Consider the following 13,848-nt stretch of genomic DNA (forward strand, 5'->3'; position numbering starts at 1 on the left):
ATCAGTATCCTGCCTTCTGCCGCTGGCGGCGAATGTGCGGCGGCATCTCGGCATAGACGCCCTCGAAGATATCGCGCACCGACGGCTTGCCGCCGGCATGCAGCGTGCCGTGGCCCTCGGCCTGTTTCTGGGCCTGGATCACTTCGTCTGTGATCTCGGCTTCCGCCTGCGCATGACGCTCTTCCGACCAGGCGCCGCGCAGAATTAGGTGCTTCTTCAATCTCAGGACTGGGTCGCCGAGCGGCCAGGCCTCGGATTCCGTCTTCGGGCGATAGGCGCTCGGATCGTCGGAGGTCGAATGGGCGCCGACGCGGTAGGTGACGTATTCGATCAGGGTCGGGCCGAGATTGCGCCTTGCACGCTCGGCCGCCCATTTGGCGACGGCGTAGACGGCGAGATAGTCGTTGCCGTCGACGCGCAGGGCCGGAATGCCGAAGCCGAGGCCGCGGGCGGCAAAGGTGCCGGAGCCGCCGCGGGCGATGCCCTGGAAGGTCGAGATCGCCCACTGATTGTTGACGATGTTGAGGATAACGGGCGCCTTGTAGGTGGAGGCAAAGACGAGCGCCGAGTGGAAGTCCGATTCCGCCGTCGAGCCGTCACCGATCCAGGCGGCTGCGATCTTGGTGTCGCGCTTGATGGCCGACGCCATCGCCCAGCCGACCGCCTGCACATATTGGGTGGCGAGGTTGCCGGAGATGGTGAAGAAGCCATGCTCCTTGGAGGAATACATGATCGGCAGCTGCCGGCCGCGCAGAGGGTCGCTCTCGTTCGAGAAGATCTGGTTCATCATCTCGACCATGGGATAGCCGTCGGCGATCAGAAGACCGGCCTGTCGATAGGTCGGGAAGTTCATGTCGCCCTTCACCAACGCCTTGCGGAAGGCGCAACTGACGGCCTCTTCGCCCAGATGCTGCATGTAGAAGGAGGTCTTGCCCTGGCGCTGCGCCATGACCATGCGCGCATCGAAGGCGCGCAGCAGCATCATGTGCCTGAGGCCGGAGAGCAACTCGTCATCCGAAAGCAGCCCGGCCCAGGGACCGACCGCTTCGCCGTCGCGGTTCAAGACGCGGATGATCGAATAGGCGAGGTCGCGCATCTCTTCCGGCGCGACGTCCACCTCCGGGCGCGGCACGGAGCCGGCCTTCGGGATCTTGACGTTGGAGAAATCCGGCTGGCCGCCGGGCCGAACGGCGGGTTCGGGGACATGCAGGCTAAGTCGATCGAGATCGCTCATGCGGTTTCCGGCCTCCTCCGGAGTGCGCAGTGCACCAAATCAAGATCGGTTCGAGTCGAACCGCTCTTCATTTCTGTTCTCACGCATTTCCGGACGCAAAGGCGCTAGGACCCTCGCTGGAAATGCTCTGGGACGGGATAACGATGGGCCTGAGGTGTACGAGGACGTGCAATGTGACCGGCAAGGCTCCTCCGCCCAAGGTCTGCACAGACTCCTCCTAAAAACCCCCGCTCTCCCGACGGGAATGCTCACAGACTGCCACGAGTTCCGGGGCTTATGAAGGTCTTTCCGTGTTGCGGGGCAGGGGCAGGCGAAGAAAGATAGAATCCTGCCGGGAGTGCGCCCACGCGTTGTGTCGTTCACCTTCCTGCCGGTCGTTGCCGGTAATTTTCTTTCGCGGCGATCCGTCGGCGGTAGCGCTCAGACCGGCGGGGCGATGGTGACCGGCGTTCCATCGAGGAAGCGCGAGAGCCGGAATGGCGTCGGATCGACGATCGGTTTCTCGCCGGTTACGAGGTCGGCGACGAGGTGTCCGGCGCCAGGCCCGATGCCAAAACCGTGGCCGGAAAAACCCGTCGCGACAATGAGGCCCGGAACGGTTTCGGCGGGTGAGATGACGGGGACGGCATCGGGCATCACATCGATCAGTCCTCCCCATATCTGTTGCACCTTGGTTTTGCGCAGGAATGGCAAGGCCCTGCCGGCGGCGTCGAGGGCCCGCAGGGCGCGCCGCGAATCCGGATTGGGATCGAGCACGCGGTGGCGCTCGAAGGCGCCGGGCCGGTCGAGCGGGACGGTGCCGATCTCGAACAATTCGTTCCAGCTCTGGGCGTTGATGCCCACCTGCACGGCATCGCCCTCCGCCTTTCGCGCCGGCTGGAAATCCCGGAAGAATGCGAAGCTGTCGGGCACGACCGCGTGCAGGTTGGCGGCACCGTCGGCAATCGTGTAACCGCCATCGAGGCGCTTGCGATAGGCATAGGTCGCGGTTGCCCCGGCCCCTTCCGGACCGCCGGAGACCGGCCCGGTTCTCAACACCGTATTCCGCACCTTCAGCTGCGGCAGCCGGATGCCGAGGCTTTTGAGAAAGAGCCTGGACCAGGCGCCGCCGGCGACGATGACGGTCGACGTCTCGATGCGGCCTCTCTCGGTGACGACGGCGGAGATCCGGCCCGCTGCCTTTTCGACCCCGCGCACGGCGCAGCCCGTCAGGATACGGGCACCGGCGCGGCGTGCACCGGCGACAATCGCGGGCACCGCCTTCTGCGGTTCTGCCCGGCCGTCGCTCGGCGTGAAGAGCCCGCCTTGGTAGCGGATGGCGGCGCCCGGCATCATCGCCTCTGTCATGTCGGAGCTGAGTTGTACGCTGTCGACGCCGTAGGGTCGGGCCATGGCAAGCCAGGCGTCGCGATTGGCGATGTCGCGCTCATTCTCTGAGACATAGAGAATGCCGCTGCGACGAAAGCCGGTCTCGCCACTGATGCGCGCGTCGAGCGTGTCCCAGATCTTCAGCGCCTCGATCGCCAGCGGGATTTCGCGCTCGTCACGGCCCATCACCCGAACCCAGCCCCAGTTGCGGCTCGATTGCTCGGCGCCGGGCGTGCCCTTCTCGCAGAGCACGACGTCGATGCCGCGTTCGGCAAGGAAGAGCGCGGTGCTGACGCCGATGATGCCGCCGCCGACGATGACGACGTCAGCCCTGGCGGGCAGGGTGGTGTCTGTGGCGATGGGATCGAGCGTGGGACCGGGCATGGGGAGGGCACTTTCGGGCAGGAGGTGTCGTGGCCATCGGTGCATGCCGCCGCCGCGAGATCAAGACCTGCAATCTGGCCGTCGTCGGCCGGCGCTCGGTTGCTGGCAATCTTTTATCGCCAACCCGTCCGGTTCGCCGCGAGACGGTCTTTCGGAATTTTGCGCGTGCTTCTATGCTCGCGCGCATGAGTGAGAGCCGCCCCGATCTTCGCCCCGTCCTGCGCATCGATTTTCCGCCCGCCGACCGGCTCGGCCGCGGCAAGATCCTCTTGCTCGAACTGATCCGCGAGACCGGCTCCATCTCCGCCGCCGGCCGGGCGATGGACATGTCGTACCGCCGCGCCTGGCTGCTGGTCGATGCCCTGAACCGGATGTTCAGCGAGCCTTCGGTAGAATCACAGCGCGGCGGCAAGCAGGGTGGCGGAGCCTTGGTGACGCCGTTCGGCGAAGAGCTTATCCGGCGCTACCGCGAGATGGAGGAGAAGGCACGCCTTGCGATCGGCGAGGATCTGGCCTGGCTCGAATCCGTTCGGAGCAGCGATACACCAGCGTTCCATACGGCCGAGGCTGTTTCCAAAAAGGCCTAATGCATGTCGCGCAAAAGTGTGCAGCGGTATCGCGGCAACGACATGCATAAAAACAAGAGCTTAGAGCCTGGCGCGCGAATGCGTTTTCATGTGACAGGCTTTAGTGATCGATCGCGACCGACTTGATGACGGCATAGACGGTTTTGCCGGGAACAAGCTGCAGCGCGTCGCAGGAAAAGCGGGTGATGCGGGCGGCAATCGTCGCATCGCCGCAAGTCACCCGGACATCGACGCTGCCATCCTCCTCCGATGTCAGCGTCAGAATGCGCCCTTCGAGTACGTTGAGCGCACTGATTTCCACTGGCCTTGAGGTCGCCAGCATGACGTCGCGGGCGGCTATGTGAAGGCGAAGCCTGACGCCGGCCGTCGCGCTGACACCGGCGATGCGCAGCCGTTCCCGTCCGACCCGGACGGTCGTCGGTTCGTGCACCGGATCGGTTCCCTCGACTTCGCCCTCCAGCAGGACACCGGCTTCGCGCCTGCCGGTGGCAAGCGTTGCGGCGGGCGCGCTCAACACCTCGGCGGCCGCGCCCGATGCGGTGACCCGACCGTTTTCGAGCACGACCACGCGCCGGGCCAACCGGGCGACTTCGCCGACCGAGTGGCTGACATAGACGATCGGTATGCGGGCATCGTCGCGCAGCCGTTCGAGATAGGGCAGGATTTCGGCCTTGCGCGCCTCGTCGAGCGCGGCCAGCGGCTCATCCATCAAAAGCAGGCGCGGTGCCGCGAGCAAGGCGCGGCCGATGGCGACGCGCTGCTTTTCGCCGCCGGAAAGGGCCGAAGGGTTGCGTTCGAGCAGATGGCCGATGCCGAGCAGGTCGACGATGCGGGTAAACTCATTGCTGGTGCCGCTCTTGCCGGCGAACCAGCGGCCATAGGCGAGGTTGCGGCGTACGCTCAAATGCGGAAACAGCCGGGCCTCCTGGAAGACATAGCCGAAGCGCCGGCGATGCACCGGCGTGAAGATTCTCCTCTCGCTGTCGGCGATAACGTCGCCATCGAGCAGGACACGTCCGCTTTCGGGCTTCATAAGCCCGGCGATGATGTTGATGAGCGAGGTCTTGCCGGAGCCGGAGCGGCCGAACAGTGCGGTCACGCCTCCATCCGAGGTGAAGGCGGCGTCGAGCGCAAAATTGCCGAGTTGATGATGAGCTTCGACGGTAAGGCTCATTGGGCTGCCACCCGGCGCGCGGCAAATGTCGCCAGCAGTTCCGAGAGGATCAGCGCGGCCATGGAAATGATGACGGAAATGATTGTCAGCCGCATGGCGCCGGCATCGCCACCGGGCACCTGGGTGAAGGTGTAGATGGCGGCCGAAAGCGTCTGCGTCTCGCCGGGAATGTTGGAGACGAAGGTGATCGTGGCGCCGAACTCGCCCATCGCCTTGGCAAAGGCGATGATCATGCCGGCGATGATGCCGGGAATGATCAGCGGCAGCGTGACGGTGGCAAAGACCCAGAGGGGGCTCGCGCCGAGCGTGGTCGCTGCGTCCTCGAGCTTGCGGTCGACCGCCTCGATCGACAGGCGGATGCTGCGCACCATCAACGGGAAGGCCATGACGGCGCAGGCAAGGGCGGCACCGGTCCAGCGGAAGGAAAAGACGAGGCCAAAATAATCGGCGAAAAAGGCGCCGAGCGGGCCGCGGCGGCCGAAAAGCAGGAGCAGCAGGAAGCCGGTGACGACAGGCGGCAGGATCAGCGGCAGATGAACGAGGCCGTTCAGCAGTGTCTTGCCCCAGAAGCGCCCGCGGGCAAGCAGCATGGCGACCACGAGTGCGAAGGGCAGGCTGCAGATCATTGCGACGGTTGCGACACGCAGGCTCAAGAGGATCGCCGTCCATTCCGCATCGCTCACTGCAAGCCAGTCCAATGGATATCGCTCCCCGATACGAGGCTTGTGGGACGCGGCTGTCTGCCCCCTATTGCCTCTGACAAATGTTCGCGTCGTCCGCGTTTGGGCGCGGGCGACGCGAACATGACGTTAGATGCTTCGCCTGCCTCTGGACAGACGGCACTAGCGCCTATTTCAGCCGGCTACTTCAGGACTGTGAAGCCCTGCTTTTCAAAGAGTTCAGCAGCCTTTGCCGACTTGACGAAGTCGATGTAGGCGGCCGCATCAGGGCTCTTGCTCTCGGCCGTGATCGCGATCGGGTAGATGATCGGCGGATGGCTGTCTTCCGGGAAGGTGCCGACGACCTTGACGCCCGGGTCTGCCGCGGCATCGGTCTGGTAGACGATGCCGTACGGCGCTTCGCCGCGCGAAACGAGCAGGAGGGCGGCACGCACGCTTTCAGCGCCGGCGACCTTGCCCTCTACGGCCTTCCAGGCGTCGAGCTTTTCGAGCGCAGCCTTGCCGTACTTGCCGGCCGGAACGGAATCGACGGCACCCATGGCAAGGCGACCGTCACCGAGAATGGCTGCGAGATCGAAGCCCTGCTTGATTTCGACCGGGGCAGCGTCCTGCTTGCCGGAGACGAGCACGATGCGGTTGCCGAGCAGGTTTGCGCGGGTGTCGTCCTTGATCAGCTTCTTTTCGGCGAGGTAGTCCATCCAGGCGAGGTCGGCAGAGATGAAGACGTCGGCGGGCGCGCCCTGTTCCACCTGCTTGGCCAGTGCCGAGCTGGCCGCGTAGGAAGCGGTCGTTTCCTTGCCACTTTCCTTCTGCCACTCGGCATTGATCGCATCGAGCGCGTTCTTCAGGCTCGCAGCCGCAAAGACCGTCACCTTCTCTTCCGCCTGTGCGGACGCCGGCAGAACACTTGCGCCGGCCCAGGCGAGGCCGAGCGCCAGCACCAGTCCCTTCAGCCAGTCTCTTCTCTTGATCATCGATTTCCCTCCAACGATGCGTGATATCTCTTAGGATACAACGATATCGCCTCCTGATTACCGTTGTATCTGTTGAAATACAATGCTCCTCAAAAGGGCTAGCGTAATACCCGTGTGGTTGTGGCCGCCCGGCAAAACCGGTGCAGCATTCCCGCGGCGGGCGCGATTGGGCTTGCGATGATGTCCGGGCGGCCTAAATTGCGGCCTCGATCCCCTGACATGGAGCGGACGTGCAATGGAAACGGCAGTGAAGCTTGAAGAAAGCTGGAAGGAAGCGTTGGCACCGGAATTCGCCAGCGCCTACATGGCTGACCTCAAGCAGTTCCTCGTGGCCCAGAAGAACGAGGGCCGGCAGATTTTCCCTCGCGGGCCTGAGTATTTTCGCGCGCTCGACCTGACGCCGCTCGACAAGGTGCGCGTGGTCATTCTCGGCCAGGATCCCTATCACGGTGACGGCCAGGCGCATGGGCTCTGCTTCAGCGTTCGCCCCGGTGTCAGGACGCCGCCGTCGCTGGTCAACATCTACAAGGAACTGAATACCGATCTCGGTATTCCGCCGGCGCGTCACGGTTTTCTCGAAAGCTGGGCAAGGCAGGGCGTGCTGCTTTTGAACAGCGTGCTGACGGTAGAGCGCGGGAACGCTGCGTCACACCAGGGCCGCGGCTGGGAAAAATTCACGGATGCGATCATCCGTGCGGTCAACGAGGCCGAGCATCCCGTCGTCTTCATGCTCTGGGGCTCCTATGCGCAGAAGAAGGCGGCCTTCGTCGACCGCTCGCGCCATCTTGTCCTGAGGGCACCGCATCCATCGCCGCTCTCGGCCCATTCCGGCTTTCTCGGCTGCCGGCATTTTTCCCAGGCCAATGCCTTCCTTGAAGGCAAAGGCTTCGATCCGATCGACTGGCGGTTGCCGGAAAATCCGGCTGCGGACATCAACTGAAGGCTTGGCGCGAATGACGGCTTTGTCGTCGCCCCGAGGCCTTGCCTTGGCGGCGGCGATCCGCCTAAGACGCCCGAACGAAATGGCGGAGGCGGGCATGCGCAAAATTCTGATCATCGGCATCGGTTCGGGCAATCCCGAACACATGACCGTGCAGGCGATCAACGCGCTGAACCGCGCCGACGTGCTCTTTATCCCGACCAAGGGAGCGAAGAAGACCGAGCTTGCCGAAGTGCGCCGCGACATCTGCGCCCGCTACGTCACGCGCAAGGACAGTCGCACCGTCGAGTTCGCGGTGCCCGTGCGGCGCACCGAAGGCGTCAGCTATGACGGCAGCGTCGATGACTGGCACGCCCAGATCGCTGGGATTTACGAAGCGCTTCTGTCGAAGGAGTTGGGCGAAGAGGGAACTGGCGCGTTTCTCGTCTGGGGCGACCCGATGCTCTATGACAGCACCATTCGCATCGTCGAGCGGGTCAGGGCACGCGGTGAGGTCGCCTTCGCCTACGACGTCATTCCCGGGATCACCAGTCTGCAGGCGCTTTGCGCCAGCCACCGCATTCCGCTGAACCTCGTCGGCAAGCCGGTGGAGATCACCACGGGGCGTCGGCTGCACGAAAGCTTTCCCGAGAAGAGCCAGACCTCGGTCGTCATGCTCGATGGCGAACAGGCGTTTCAGCGGGTCGAGGACCCGGAGGCGGAGATCTATTGGGGCGCCTATCTCGGCACGCCGGATGAGATCGTCATTTCCGGCCGCGTGGCTGAGGTGAAGGACCGGATCCTTGAAACGCGGGCGGCGGCGCGCGCGAAGATGGGATGGATCATGGACATCTATCTCCTGCGCAAGGGCGCCGACTTCGACGAGTGACGGGGAGGGCCGATCTGCGTCGTGTTTGATCTCACTCAAGGTTTGCGGCTGTGTTATAGCGTCTTAAGAGGCTTCTTCAGGGAGGAGAGCCTCAAGTGATGACGGATTTGATGACCAGCTGCGCCCTTCCATTGACCGGAGAAACCGGCACCGTCGCTTCGATGCGCCGCGGCGCCTGCCCGTCCTTGGCAGAGCCGATGCAGACCGGCGACGGCCTGCTCGTCAGGCTGAGGCCAACGGATGACAGTCTGACGCTACCGAAGGTCATTGCCCTTGCCACGGCTGCCGAGCGCTTCGGCAATGGCATCATCGAGATTACCGCGCGCGGAAACCTGCAGCTTCGCGGCCTGAGTGCGGCTTCGGTGCCAATGCTGGCGCAGGCGATCGGCGATGCGGAGATCGCCATTGCCGAGGGGCTCGCGATCGAGGTGCCGCCCCTGGCCGGCATCGACCCGGACGAGATCGCCGATCCGCGGCCGATTGCCACCGAGCTTCGTGAAGCGTTGGGTGCGCGCCAGGTGCCGTTGAAGCTTGCACCCAAATTATCCGTCGTCATCGATAGCGGTGGCCGGTTTGGTCTCGGCGCTGTCGTCGCCGACATTCGCCTTCAGGCGGTTTCGACTGTCGTGGGGGTGGCCTGGGTGCTGTCGCTTGGCGGCACGTCAACGAAGGCATCGATCGTCGGGACGTTGGCCGGCAACGCGGTCGTGCCGGCCCTGGTCACCATTCTCGAGAAACTGGCGATCCGGGGCACGACGGTGCGCGGGCGCGATCTGGACCCGTCGGAAATCCGCGCGCTCTGTCGCTGTGAGACATCGTCCGAACGCCCGGCCGCTCCGCGTTCGGCCGCAATACCCGGCATTCATGCGCTGGGTAACGCCGACACCGTTCTCGGCCTCGGTCTGGCCTTTGCTCAGGTGGAGGCCGCCGCGCTGGCATCCTACCTGCATCAGGTCCAGGCGCTTGGCGCCAATGCGATCCGGCTTGCGCCCGGGCACGCCTTCTTCGTCCTCGGCCTTTGCCCCGAGACCGCGGCTGTGGCGCAGAGCCTGGCAGCGTCACACGGTTTTCGCATTGCCGAGCAGGATCCGCGCAATGCGATCGCCACCTGCGCCGGCAGCAAGGGTTGCGCCTCGGCGTGGATGGAAACCAAGGGCATGGCCGAGCGCCTCGTCGAGACGGCGCCGGAATTGCTCGACGGGTCGCTCACCCTGCATCTCTCCGGCTGCGCCAAGGGTTGCGCCCGGCCGAAGCCGTCCGAACTGACGCTTGTCGGTGCGCCATCAGGATACGGGCTTGTCGTAAATGGGGCTGCCAATGGCTTGCCAAGCGCCTACACCGATGAGAATGGAATGGGATCCGCCCTTGCCCGGCTCGGCCGGCTGGTGCGGCAAAACAAAGACGCTGGCGAATCGGCGCAGTCCTGTCTTACACGGCTCGGAGCTGCGCGCGTCTCGGCAGCGTTCGAACAGGGATAGACATGCCTGAGTATGATTACATTCGCGATGGCAACGCCATCTACGAGCGTTCCTTCGCCATCATCCGCGCCGAGGCCGATCTGTCGCGCTTCTCCGAAGAGGAAGCGGATCTGGCTGTGCGCATGGTGCACGCCTGCGGTTCCGTCGAGGCGACCAGGCAGTTCGTGTTTTCTCCCGATTTCGTAAGCTCGGCCCGTGCGGCGCTGAAAGCCGGTGCGCCGATCCTCTGCGATGCCGAGATGGTTGCGCACGGTGTCACCCGCGCCCGTCTGCCGGCCGGCAACGAGGTGATCTGCACGCTGCGCGATCCTCGCACGCCCGCACTTGCGGCCGAGATCGGCAACACCCGCTCCGCCGCAGCCCTGAAGCTCTGGAGCGAGCGGCTGGCCGGTTCGGTGGTCGCGATCGGCAACGCGCCGACGGCGCTGTTCTTCCTCTTGGAAATGCTGCGCGACGGCGCGCCGAAGCCGGCGGCAATCCTCGGCATGCCCGTCGGTTTCGTCGGTGCGTCGGAATCGAAGGATGCGCTGGCCGAGAACTCCTATGGCGTTCCCTTCGCCATCGTGCGCGGCCGCCTCGGCGGGAGTGCCATGACGGCGGCAGCGCTTAACTCGCTCGCGAGGCCGGGCCTGTGAGCGGCGTCGGCGTGGGGCGCCTGATCGGTGTTGGGACCGGCCCCGGTGATCCGGAACTTTTGACGGTCAAGGCGGTGAAGGCGCTCGGGCAAGCCGATGTGCTTGCCTATTTCGCCAAGGCCGGGCGAAGCGGTAACGGCCGCGCGGTGGTCGAGGGTCTGCTGAAGCCCGATCTTGTCGAGCTGCCGCTGTACTATCCGGTGACGACCGAAATCGACAAGGACGATGGCGCCTACAAGACCCAGATCACCGACTTCTACAATGCGTCGGCCGAAGCGGTAGCGGCGCATCTTGCCGCCGGGCGCACGGTCGCCGTGCTCAGTGAAGGCGACCCGCTGTTCTATGGTTCCTACATGCATCTGCATGTGCGGCTCGCCAATCGTTTCCCGGTCGAGGTGATCCCCGGCATTACCGCCATGTCCGGCTGTTGGTCGCTTGCCGGCCTGCCGCTGGTGCAGGGCGACGACGTGCTCTCGGTGCTTCCGGGCACCATCGCCGAGGCCGAGCTCGGCCGCAGGCTTGCGGATACCGAAGCCGCCGTGATCATGAAGGTCGGGCGCAATTTGCCGAAGATCCGTCGGGCGCTCGCTGCCTCCGGCCGTCTCGACCAGGCCGTCTATGTCGAACGCGGCACGATGAAGAACGCGGCGATGACGGCTCTTGCGGAAAAGGCCGACGACGAGGCGCCCTATTTCTCGCTGGTGCTCGTTCCCGGCTGGAAGGACCGACCATGACCGGTACGCTCTATGTCGTCGGTACCGGACCGGGCAGCGCCAAGCAGATGACGCCGGAAACGGCGGAAGCCGTTGCGGCCGCTCAGGAGTTTTACGGCTACTTTCCCTATCTCGACCGGCTGAACCTCAGACCGGATCAGATCCGTGTCGCCTCGGACAACCGCGAGGAGCTCGATCGGGCACAGGTCGCGCTGACGCGGGCTGCGGCAGGCGTGAAGGTCTGCATGGTCTCCGGTGGCGATCCCGGTGTCTTTGCCATGGCGGCCGCCGTCTGCGAGGCGATCGACAAGGGACCAGCGGAATGGAAGTCGGTTGAACTGGTGATCACGCCCGGCGTGACCGCGATGCTCGCCGTTGCCGCCCGCATCGGCGCGCCGCTCGGTCATGATTTCTGTGCGATCTCGCTTTCCGACAATCTGAAACCCTGGGAAGTCATCACCCGGCGCCTCAGGCTGGCGGCGGAAGCGGGCTTCGTCATTGCCCTCTACAATCCGATCAGCAAGGCGCGGCCCTGGCAGCTCGGTGAGGCCTTCGAGCTTCTGCGCAGCGTTCTGCCGGCAACGGTTCCGGTCATCTTCGGCCGTGCGGCCGGGCGGCCGGACGAACGGATCGCGGTGATGCCGCTCGGCGAGGCCGATGCCAACCGCGCCGACATGGCGACATGCGTCATCATCGGCTCGCCGGAGACGCGCATCGTCGAGCGCGACGGCCAACCCGATCTCGTCTACACGCCGCGCTTCTATGCAGGGGCGAGCCAGTGAGCGATGCGGTTGAGTGCCTCGTCGCAACTGCCGACCGTCGGCACGTCCGCGGGCTTGCGCCGCTCGACCATGATCACCTCGATGCCGAGCCGGCGCGCTGCGGCAATCTTGCCGTAGGTGGCGCTGCCGCCGCTGTTCTTGGCGACGATCACATCGATCTGCCGGCTCCTGAGCAACGCGGCTTCATCGGCTTCCGCAAAGGGACCGGTCGCCAGGATCGCCTCTTGGTCGGGCAGATTAAGCGGCGGCGTCACCGGATCGACGCTGCGGATGACGTAGCTGTGCTGCGGCGCGACCTCGAAGTGGAAAGCTTCCTGTCGACCGATCGCCAGGAAGACGCGGCGTCGCCGATCACCGAGCGCGCTGACGGCCTCGACAACGCTATCGACAGCAGTCCAGCGGTCGCCAGGCAGGGGCACCCATTCCGGTCGGCGGAGGGCGATAAGCGCAACGCCTGTTCTTTGCGCTGCGTCCGCGGCGTTGTGCGAAATGCGTGCGGCAAAGGGGTGCGTCGCATCGACCAGCAGCGCGATGTTTTCGTCATGCAGGAAATGCGCCAGCCCATCGGCGCCGCCAAAGCCGCCGATGCGCGTCTTGACCGGCTGCGGCCGCGGGTCCGCAGTGCGGCCGGCCAGCGAGATGGCGGTGTCGTAGCGGACATCTTCGGCCAAGCGGCGCGCGAGTTCGCGTGCCTCGGTGGTGCCACCCAAAATCAGAATACGAGGTTTTTCCATGGCTGACGTGTCGAACAGCGAACCCGCCATAGTCTCCCCCTGGCTGACCGTCATCGGTATCGGTGAGGATGGTGTAGCGGGTCTCGGCGACGAGGCCAAGCGGCTGATCGCCGAAGCTCCGATCGTCTACGGCGGCCATCGTCATCTGGAGCTCGCCGCCTCCCTCATCACCGGCGAAGCGCACAATTGGCTAAGCCCCCTCGAACGCTCGGTCGTCGAGATCGTCGCGCGTCGCGGCAGCCCGGTGGTGGTGCTTGCCTCGGGCGACCCGTTCTTCTTCGGCGTCGGCGTGACGCTGGCGCGCCGCATCGCCTCGGCCGAAATACGCACGCTTCCGGCGCCGTCGTCGATCAGTCTTGCCGCCTCGCGCCTCGGCTGGGCGCTGCAGGATGCGACGCTCGTCTCCGTCCATGGGCGGCCGCTGGATCTCGTCCGGCCGCATCTTCATCCGGGCGCCAAGGTGCTGACGCTGACCTCCGATGGCGCCGGCCCCAGGGACCTTGCCGAGCTCTTGGTTTCGAGCGGCTTCGGTCAGTCGCGGCTGACGGTTCTCGAGGCGCTTGGCGGCGCCGGCGAACGGGTGACGACGCAGATCGCCGCGCGCTTCATGCTCGGCCTCGTGCATCCTTTGAACGTCTGCGCCATTGAGGTGGCGGCCGACGAGGGCGCGCGCATCCTGCCGCTTGCCGCCGGCCGCGACGATGCGCTGTTCGAACATGACGGGCAGATCACCAAGCGCGAGGTCCGGGCGCTGACGCTGTCGGCACTCGCACCGCGCAAGGGCGAACTGCTATGGGACATCGGCGGCGGCTCCGGCTCGATCGGCATCGAATGGATGCTCGCCGATCCGACCATGCAGGCGATCACCATCGAGGTGGAGCCGGAGCGGGCAGCGCGCATCGGCCGCAACGCAACGATGTTCGGCGTGCCCGGGCTGACTGTTGTCGAAGGCGAGGCGCCGGCGGCGCTTGCCGGCCTGCCACAACCGGACGCGATCTTCATCGGCGGCGGCGGCAGCGAAGACGGCGTCATGGAAGCAGCGATCGAGGCGCTCAAGTCAGGCGGACGGCTGGTTGCAAACGCGGTGACGACGGACATGGAAGCGGTGCTGCTCGATCATCACGCGCGGCTCGGCGGTTCGCTGATCCGCATCGATATCGCGCGTGCAGGACCGATCGGTGACATGACCGGCTGGAAGCCGGCCATGCCGGTCACCCAATGGTCGTGGACGAAGGGCTAAAGCAGTTCCAGCGAAAGTGTGACGCGGTTTTGCGTCCGGAACTGCGCAAGAAAAGAA

The 13,848-nt window shown here is 65.1% G+C and carries 14 protein-coding genes; 8 read left to right on the forward strand and 6 right to left on the reverse strand.

The features are described 5' to 3' along the window. Position 1 precedes the first annotated feature (1 nt). Positions 2-1,234: a 3-methyl-2-oxobutanoate dehydrogenase (2-methylpropanoyl-transferring) subunit alpha gene (locus IB262_RS17740; RefSeq protein WP_034787158.1), complete on the reverse strand. Its 1,233-nt coding sequence runs from the start codon at positions 1,232-1,234 to the stop codon at positions 2-4. Positions 1,235-1,654: 420 nt separating this feature from the next. Further along, on the reverse strand, positions 1,655-2,986 hold the full coding sequence (locus tag IB262_RS17745) for an FAD-binding oxidoreductase (protein WP_112976352.1): 1,332 nt from the start codon (positions 2,984-2,986) through the stop codon (positions 1,655-1,657). Between the two features lie 185 nt (positions 2,987-3,171). Here IB262_RS17745 and IB262_RS17750 point away from each other — a divergent pair, with 185 nt between their 5' ends. Next, positions 3,172-3,573, forward strand: coding sequence for a winged helix-turn-helix domain-containing protein (locus IB262_RS17750; RefSeq protein ID WP_112976403.1), 402 nt, complete (start codon positions 3,172-3,174; stop codon positions 3,571-3,573). Between the two features lie 100 nt (positions 3,574-3,673). Here IB262_RS17750 and modC read toward each other — a convergent pair whose 3' ends face one another. The 3 genes from modC to modA form a co-directional block, all read right to left on the reverse strand. Next, the gene (modC, locus tag IB262_RS17755; RefSeq protein WP_112976353.1) at positions 3,674-4,747 is read right to left on the reverse strand and encodes a molybdenum ABC transporter ATP-binding protein; all 1,074 of its coding nucleotides are present in this window, start codon (positions 4,745-4,747) and stop codon (positions 3,674-3,676) included. Continuing rightward, a complete protein-coding gene (gene modB, locus IB262_RS17760; RefSeq protein WP_034787131.1) occupies positions 4,744-5,445 on the reverse strand; it encodes a molybdate ABC transporter permease subunit in 702 nt (233 codons plus the stop codon). The genes modC and modB overlap by 4 nt, the downstream gene beginning before the upstream one ends. A gap of 164 nt (positions 5,446-5,609) precedes the next feature. Continuing rightward, entirely contained in the window at positions 5,610-6,401 is a 792-nt protein-coding gene (gene modA / locus IB262_RS17765; RefSeq protein WP_112976354.1) for a molybdate ABC transporter substrate-binding protein, read from the reverse strand. Positions 6,402-6,636: 235 nt separating this feature from the next. Here modA and ung point away from each other — a divergent pair, with 235 nt between their 5' ends. The 6 genes from ung to IB262_RS17795 all read left to right on the forward strand — a co-directional run bounded on the left by ung (position 6,637) and on the right by IB262_RS17795 (position 11,817). After that, positions 6,637-7,341, forward strand: a complete 705-nt coding sequence (ung, locus tag IB262_RS17770) for a uracil-DNA glycosylase (RefSeq protein WP_112976355.1) — start codon at positions 6,637-6,639, stop codon at positions 7,339-7,341. A 97-nt stretch (positions 7,342-7,438) separates the two neighbouring features. Beyond that, entirely contained in the window at positions 7,439-8,209 is a 771-nt protein-coding gene (gene cobF, locus IB262_RS17775) for a precorrin-6A synthase (deacetylating) (protein WP_089044913.1), read from the forward strand. Between the two features lie 110 nt (positions 8,210-8,319). Beyond that, a complete protein-coding gene (cobG, locus tag IB262_RS17780) occupies positions 8,320-9,687 on the forward strand; it encodes a precorrin-3B synthase (protein WP_112976356.1) in 1,368 nt (455 codons plus the stop codon). A gap of 2 nt (positions 9,688-9,689) precedes the next feature. Further along, positions 9,690-10,322, forward strand: a complete 633-nt coding sequence (locus IB262_RS17785) for a precorrin-8X methylmutase (protein WP_112976357.1) — start codon at positions 9,690-9,692, stop codon at positions 10,320-10,322. Then, on the forward strand, positions 10,319-11,056 hold the full coding sequence (locus IB262_RS17790) for a precorrin-2 C(20)-methyltransferase (protein ID WP_112976358.1): 738 nt from the start codon (positions 10,319-10,321) through the stop codon (positions 11,054-11,056). Before IB262_RS17785 ends, IB262_RS17790 begins: the two co-directional genes overlap by 4 nt. After that, positions 11,053-11,817 carry a precorrin-3B C(17)-methyltransferase gene (locus IB262_RS17795; RefSeq protein WP_060517485.1) on the forward strand — a complete coding sequence of 255 codons (765 nt, stop codon included), beginning with the start codon at positions 11,053-11,055 and terminating at the stop codon, positions 11,815-11,817. The genes IB262_RS17790 and IB262_RS17795 overlap by 4 nt, the downstream gene beginning before the upstream one ends. Here the strand turns inward: IB262_RS17795 and IB262_RS17800 are convergent. Further along, positions 11,796-12,581, reverse strand: coding sequence for a cobalt-precorrin-6A reductase (locus IB262_RS17800; protein WP_082566283.1), 786 nt, complete (start codon positions 12,579-12,581; stop codon positions 11,796-11,798). The two genes, IB262_RS17795 and IB262_RS17800, sit on opposite strands and share 22 nt — an antisense overlap. Between IB262_RS17800 and cbiE the strand changes: the two genes are divergently transcribed. Next, positions 12,550-13,791: a precorrin-6y C5,15-methyltransferase (decarboxylating) subunit CbiE gene (cbiE, locus tag IB262_RS17805; RefSeq protein WP_112976359.1), complete on the forward strand. Its 1,242-nt coding sequence runs from the start codon at positions 12,550-12,552 to the stop codon at positions 13,789-13,791. The two genes, IB262_RS17800 and cbiE, sit on opposite strands and share 32 nt — an antisense overlap. The last annotated feature ends 57 nt before the right edge of the window (positions 13,792-13,848 follow it).

Origin of the sequence: Ensifer sp. ENS02, from assembly GCF_014851885.1 — a bacterium.
Taxonomy (GTDB): domain Bacteria; phylum Pseudomonadota; class Alphaproteobacteria; order Rhizobiales; family Rhizobiaceae; genus Ensifer; species Ensifer adhaerens.

Coding starts and splice junctions, on each gene's coding strand:
- IB262_RS17740 (WP_034787158.1), bottom strand. CDS start 1,234: ATGAGCGATCTCGATCGACTTAGCCTGCATGTCCCCGAACCCGCCGTT.
- IB262_RS17745 (WP_112976352.1), bottom strand. CDS start 2,986: ATGCCCGGTCCCACGCTCGATCCCATCGCCACAGACACCACCCTGCCC.
- IB262_RS17750 (WP_112976403.1), top strand. CDS start 3,172: ATGAGTGAGAGCCGCCCCGATCTTCGCCCCGTCCTGCGCATCGATTTT.
- modC (WP_112976353.1), bottom strand. CDS start 4,747: ATGAGCCTTACCGTCGAAGCTCATCATCAACTCGGCAATTTTGCGCTC.
- modA (WP_112976354.1), bottom strand. CDS start 6,401: ATGATCAAGAGAAGAGACTGGCTGAAGGGACTGGTGCTGGCGCTCGGC.
- ung (WP_112976355.1), top strand. CDS start 6,637: ATGGAAACGGCAGTGAAGCTTGAAGAAAGCTGGAAGGAAGCGTTGGCA.
- cobF (WP_089044913.1), top strand. CDS start 7,439: ATGCGCAAAATTCTGATCATCGGCATCGGTTCGGGCAATCCCGAACAC.
- cobG (WP_112976356.1), top strand. CDS start 8,320: ATGACCAGCTGCGCCCTTCCATTGACCGGAGAAACCGGCACCGTCGCT.
- IB262_RS17785 (WP_112976357.1), top strand. CDS start 9,690: ATGCCTGAGTATGATTACATTCGCGATGGCAACGCCATCTACGAGCGT.
- IB262_RS17795 (WP_060517485.1), top strand. CDS start 11,053: ATGACCGGTACGCTCTATGTCGTCGGTACCGGACCGGGCAGCGCCAAG.
- cbiE (WP_112976359.1), top strand. CDS start 12,550: ATGGCTGACGTGTCGAACAGCGAACCCGCCATAGTCTCCCCCTGGCTG.
- IB262_RS17800 (WP_082566283.1), bottom strand. CDS start 12,581: ATGGCGGGTTCGCTGTTCGACACGTCAGCCATGGAAAAACCTCGTATT.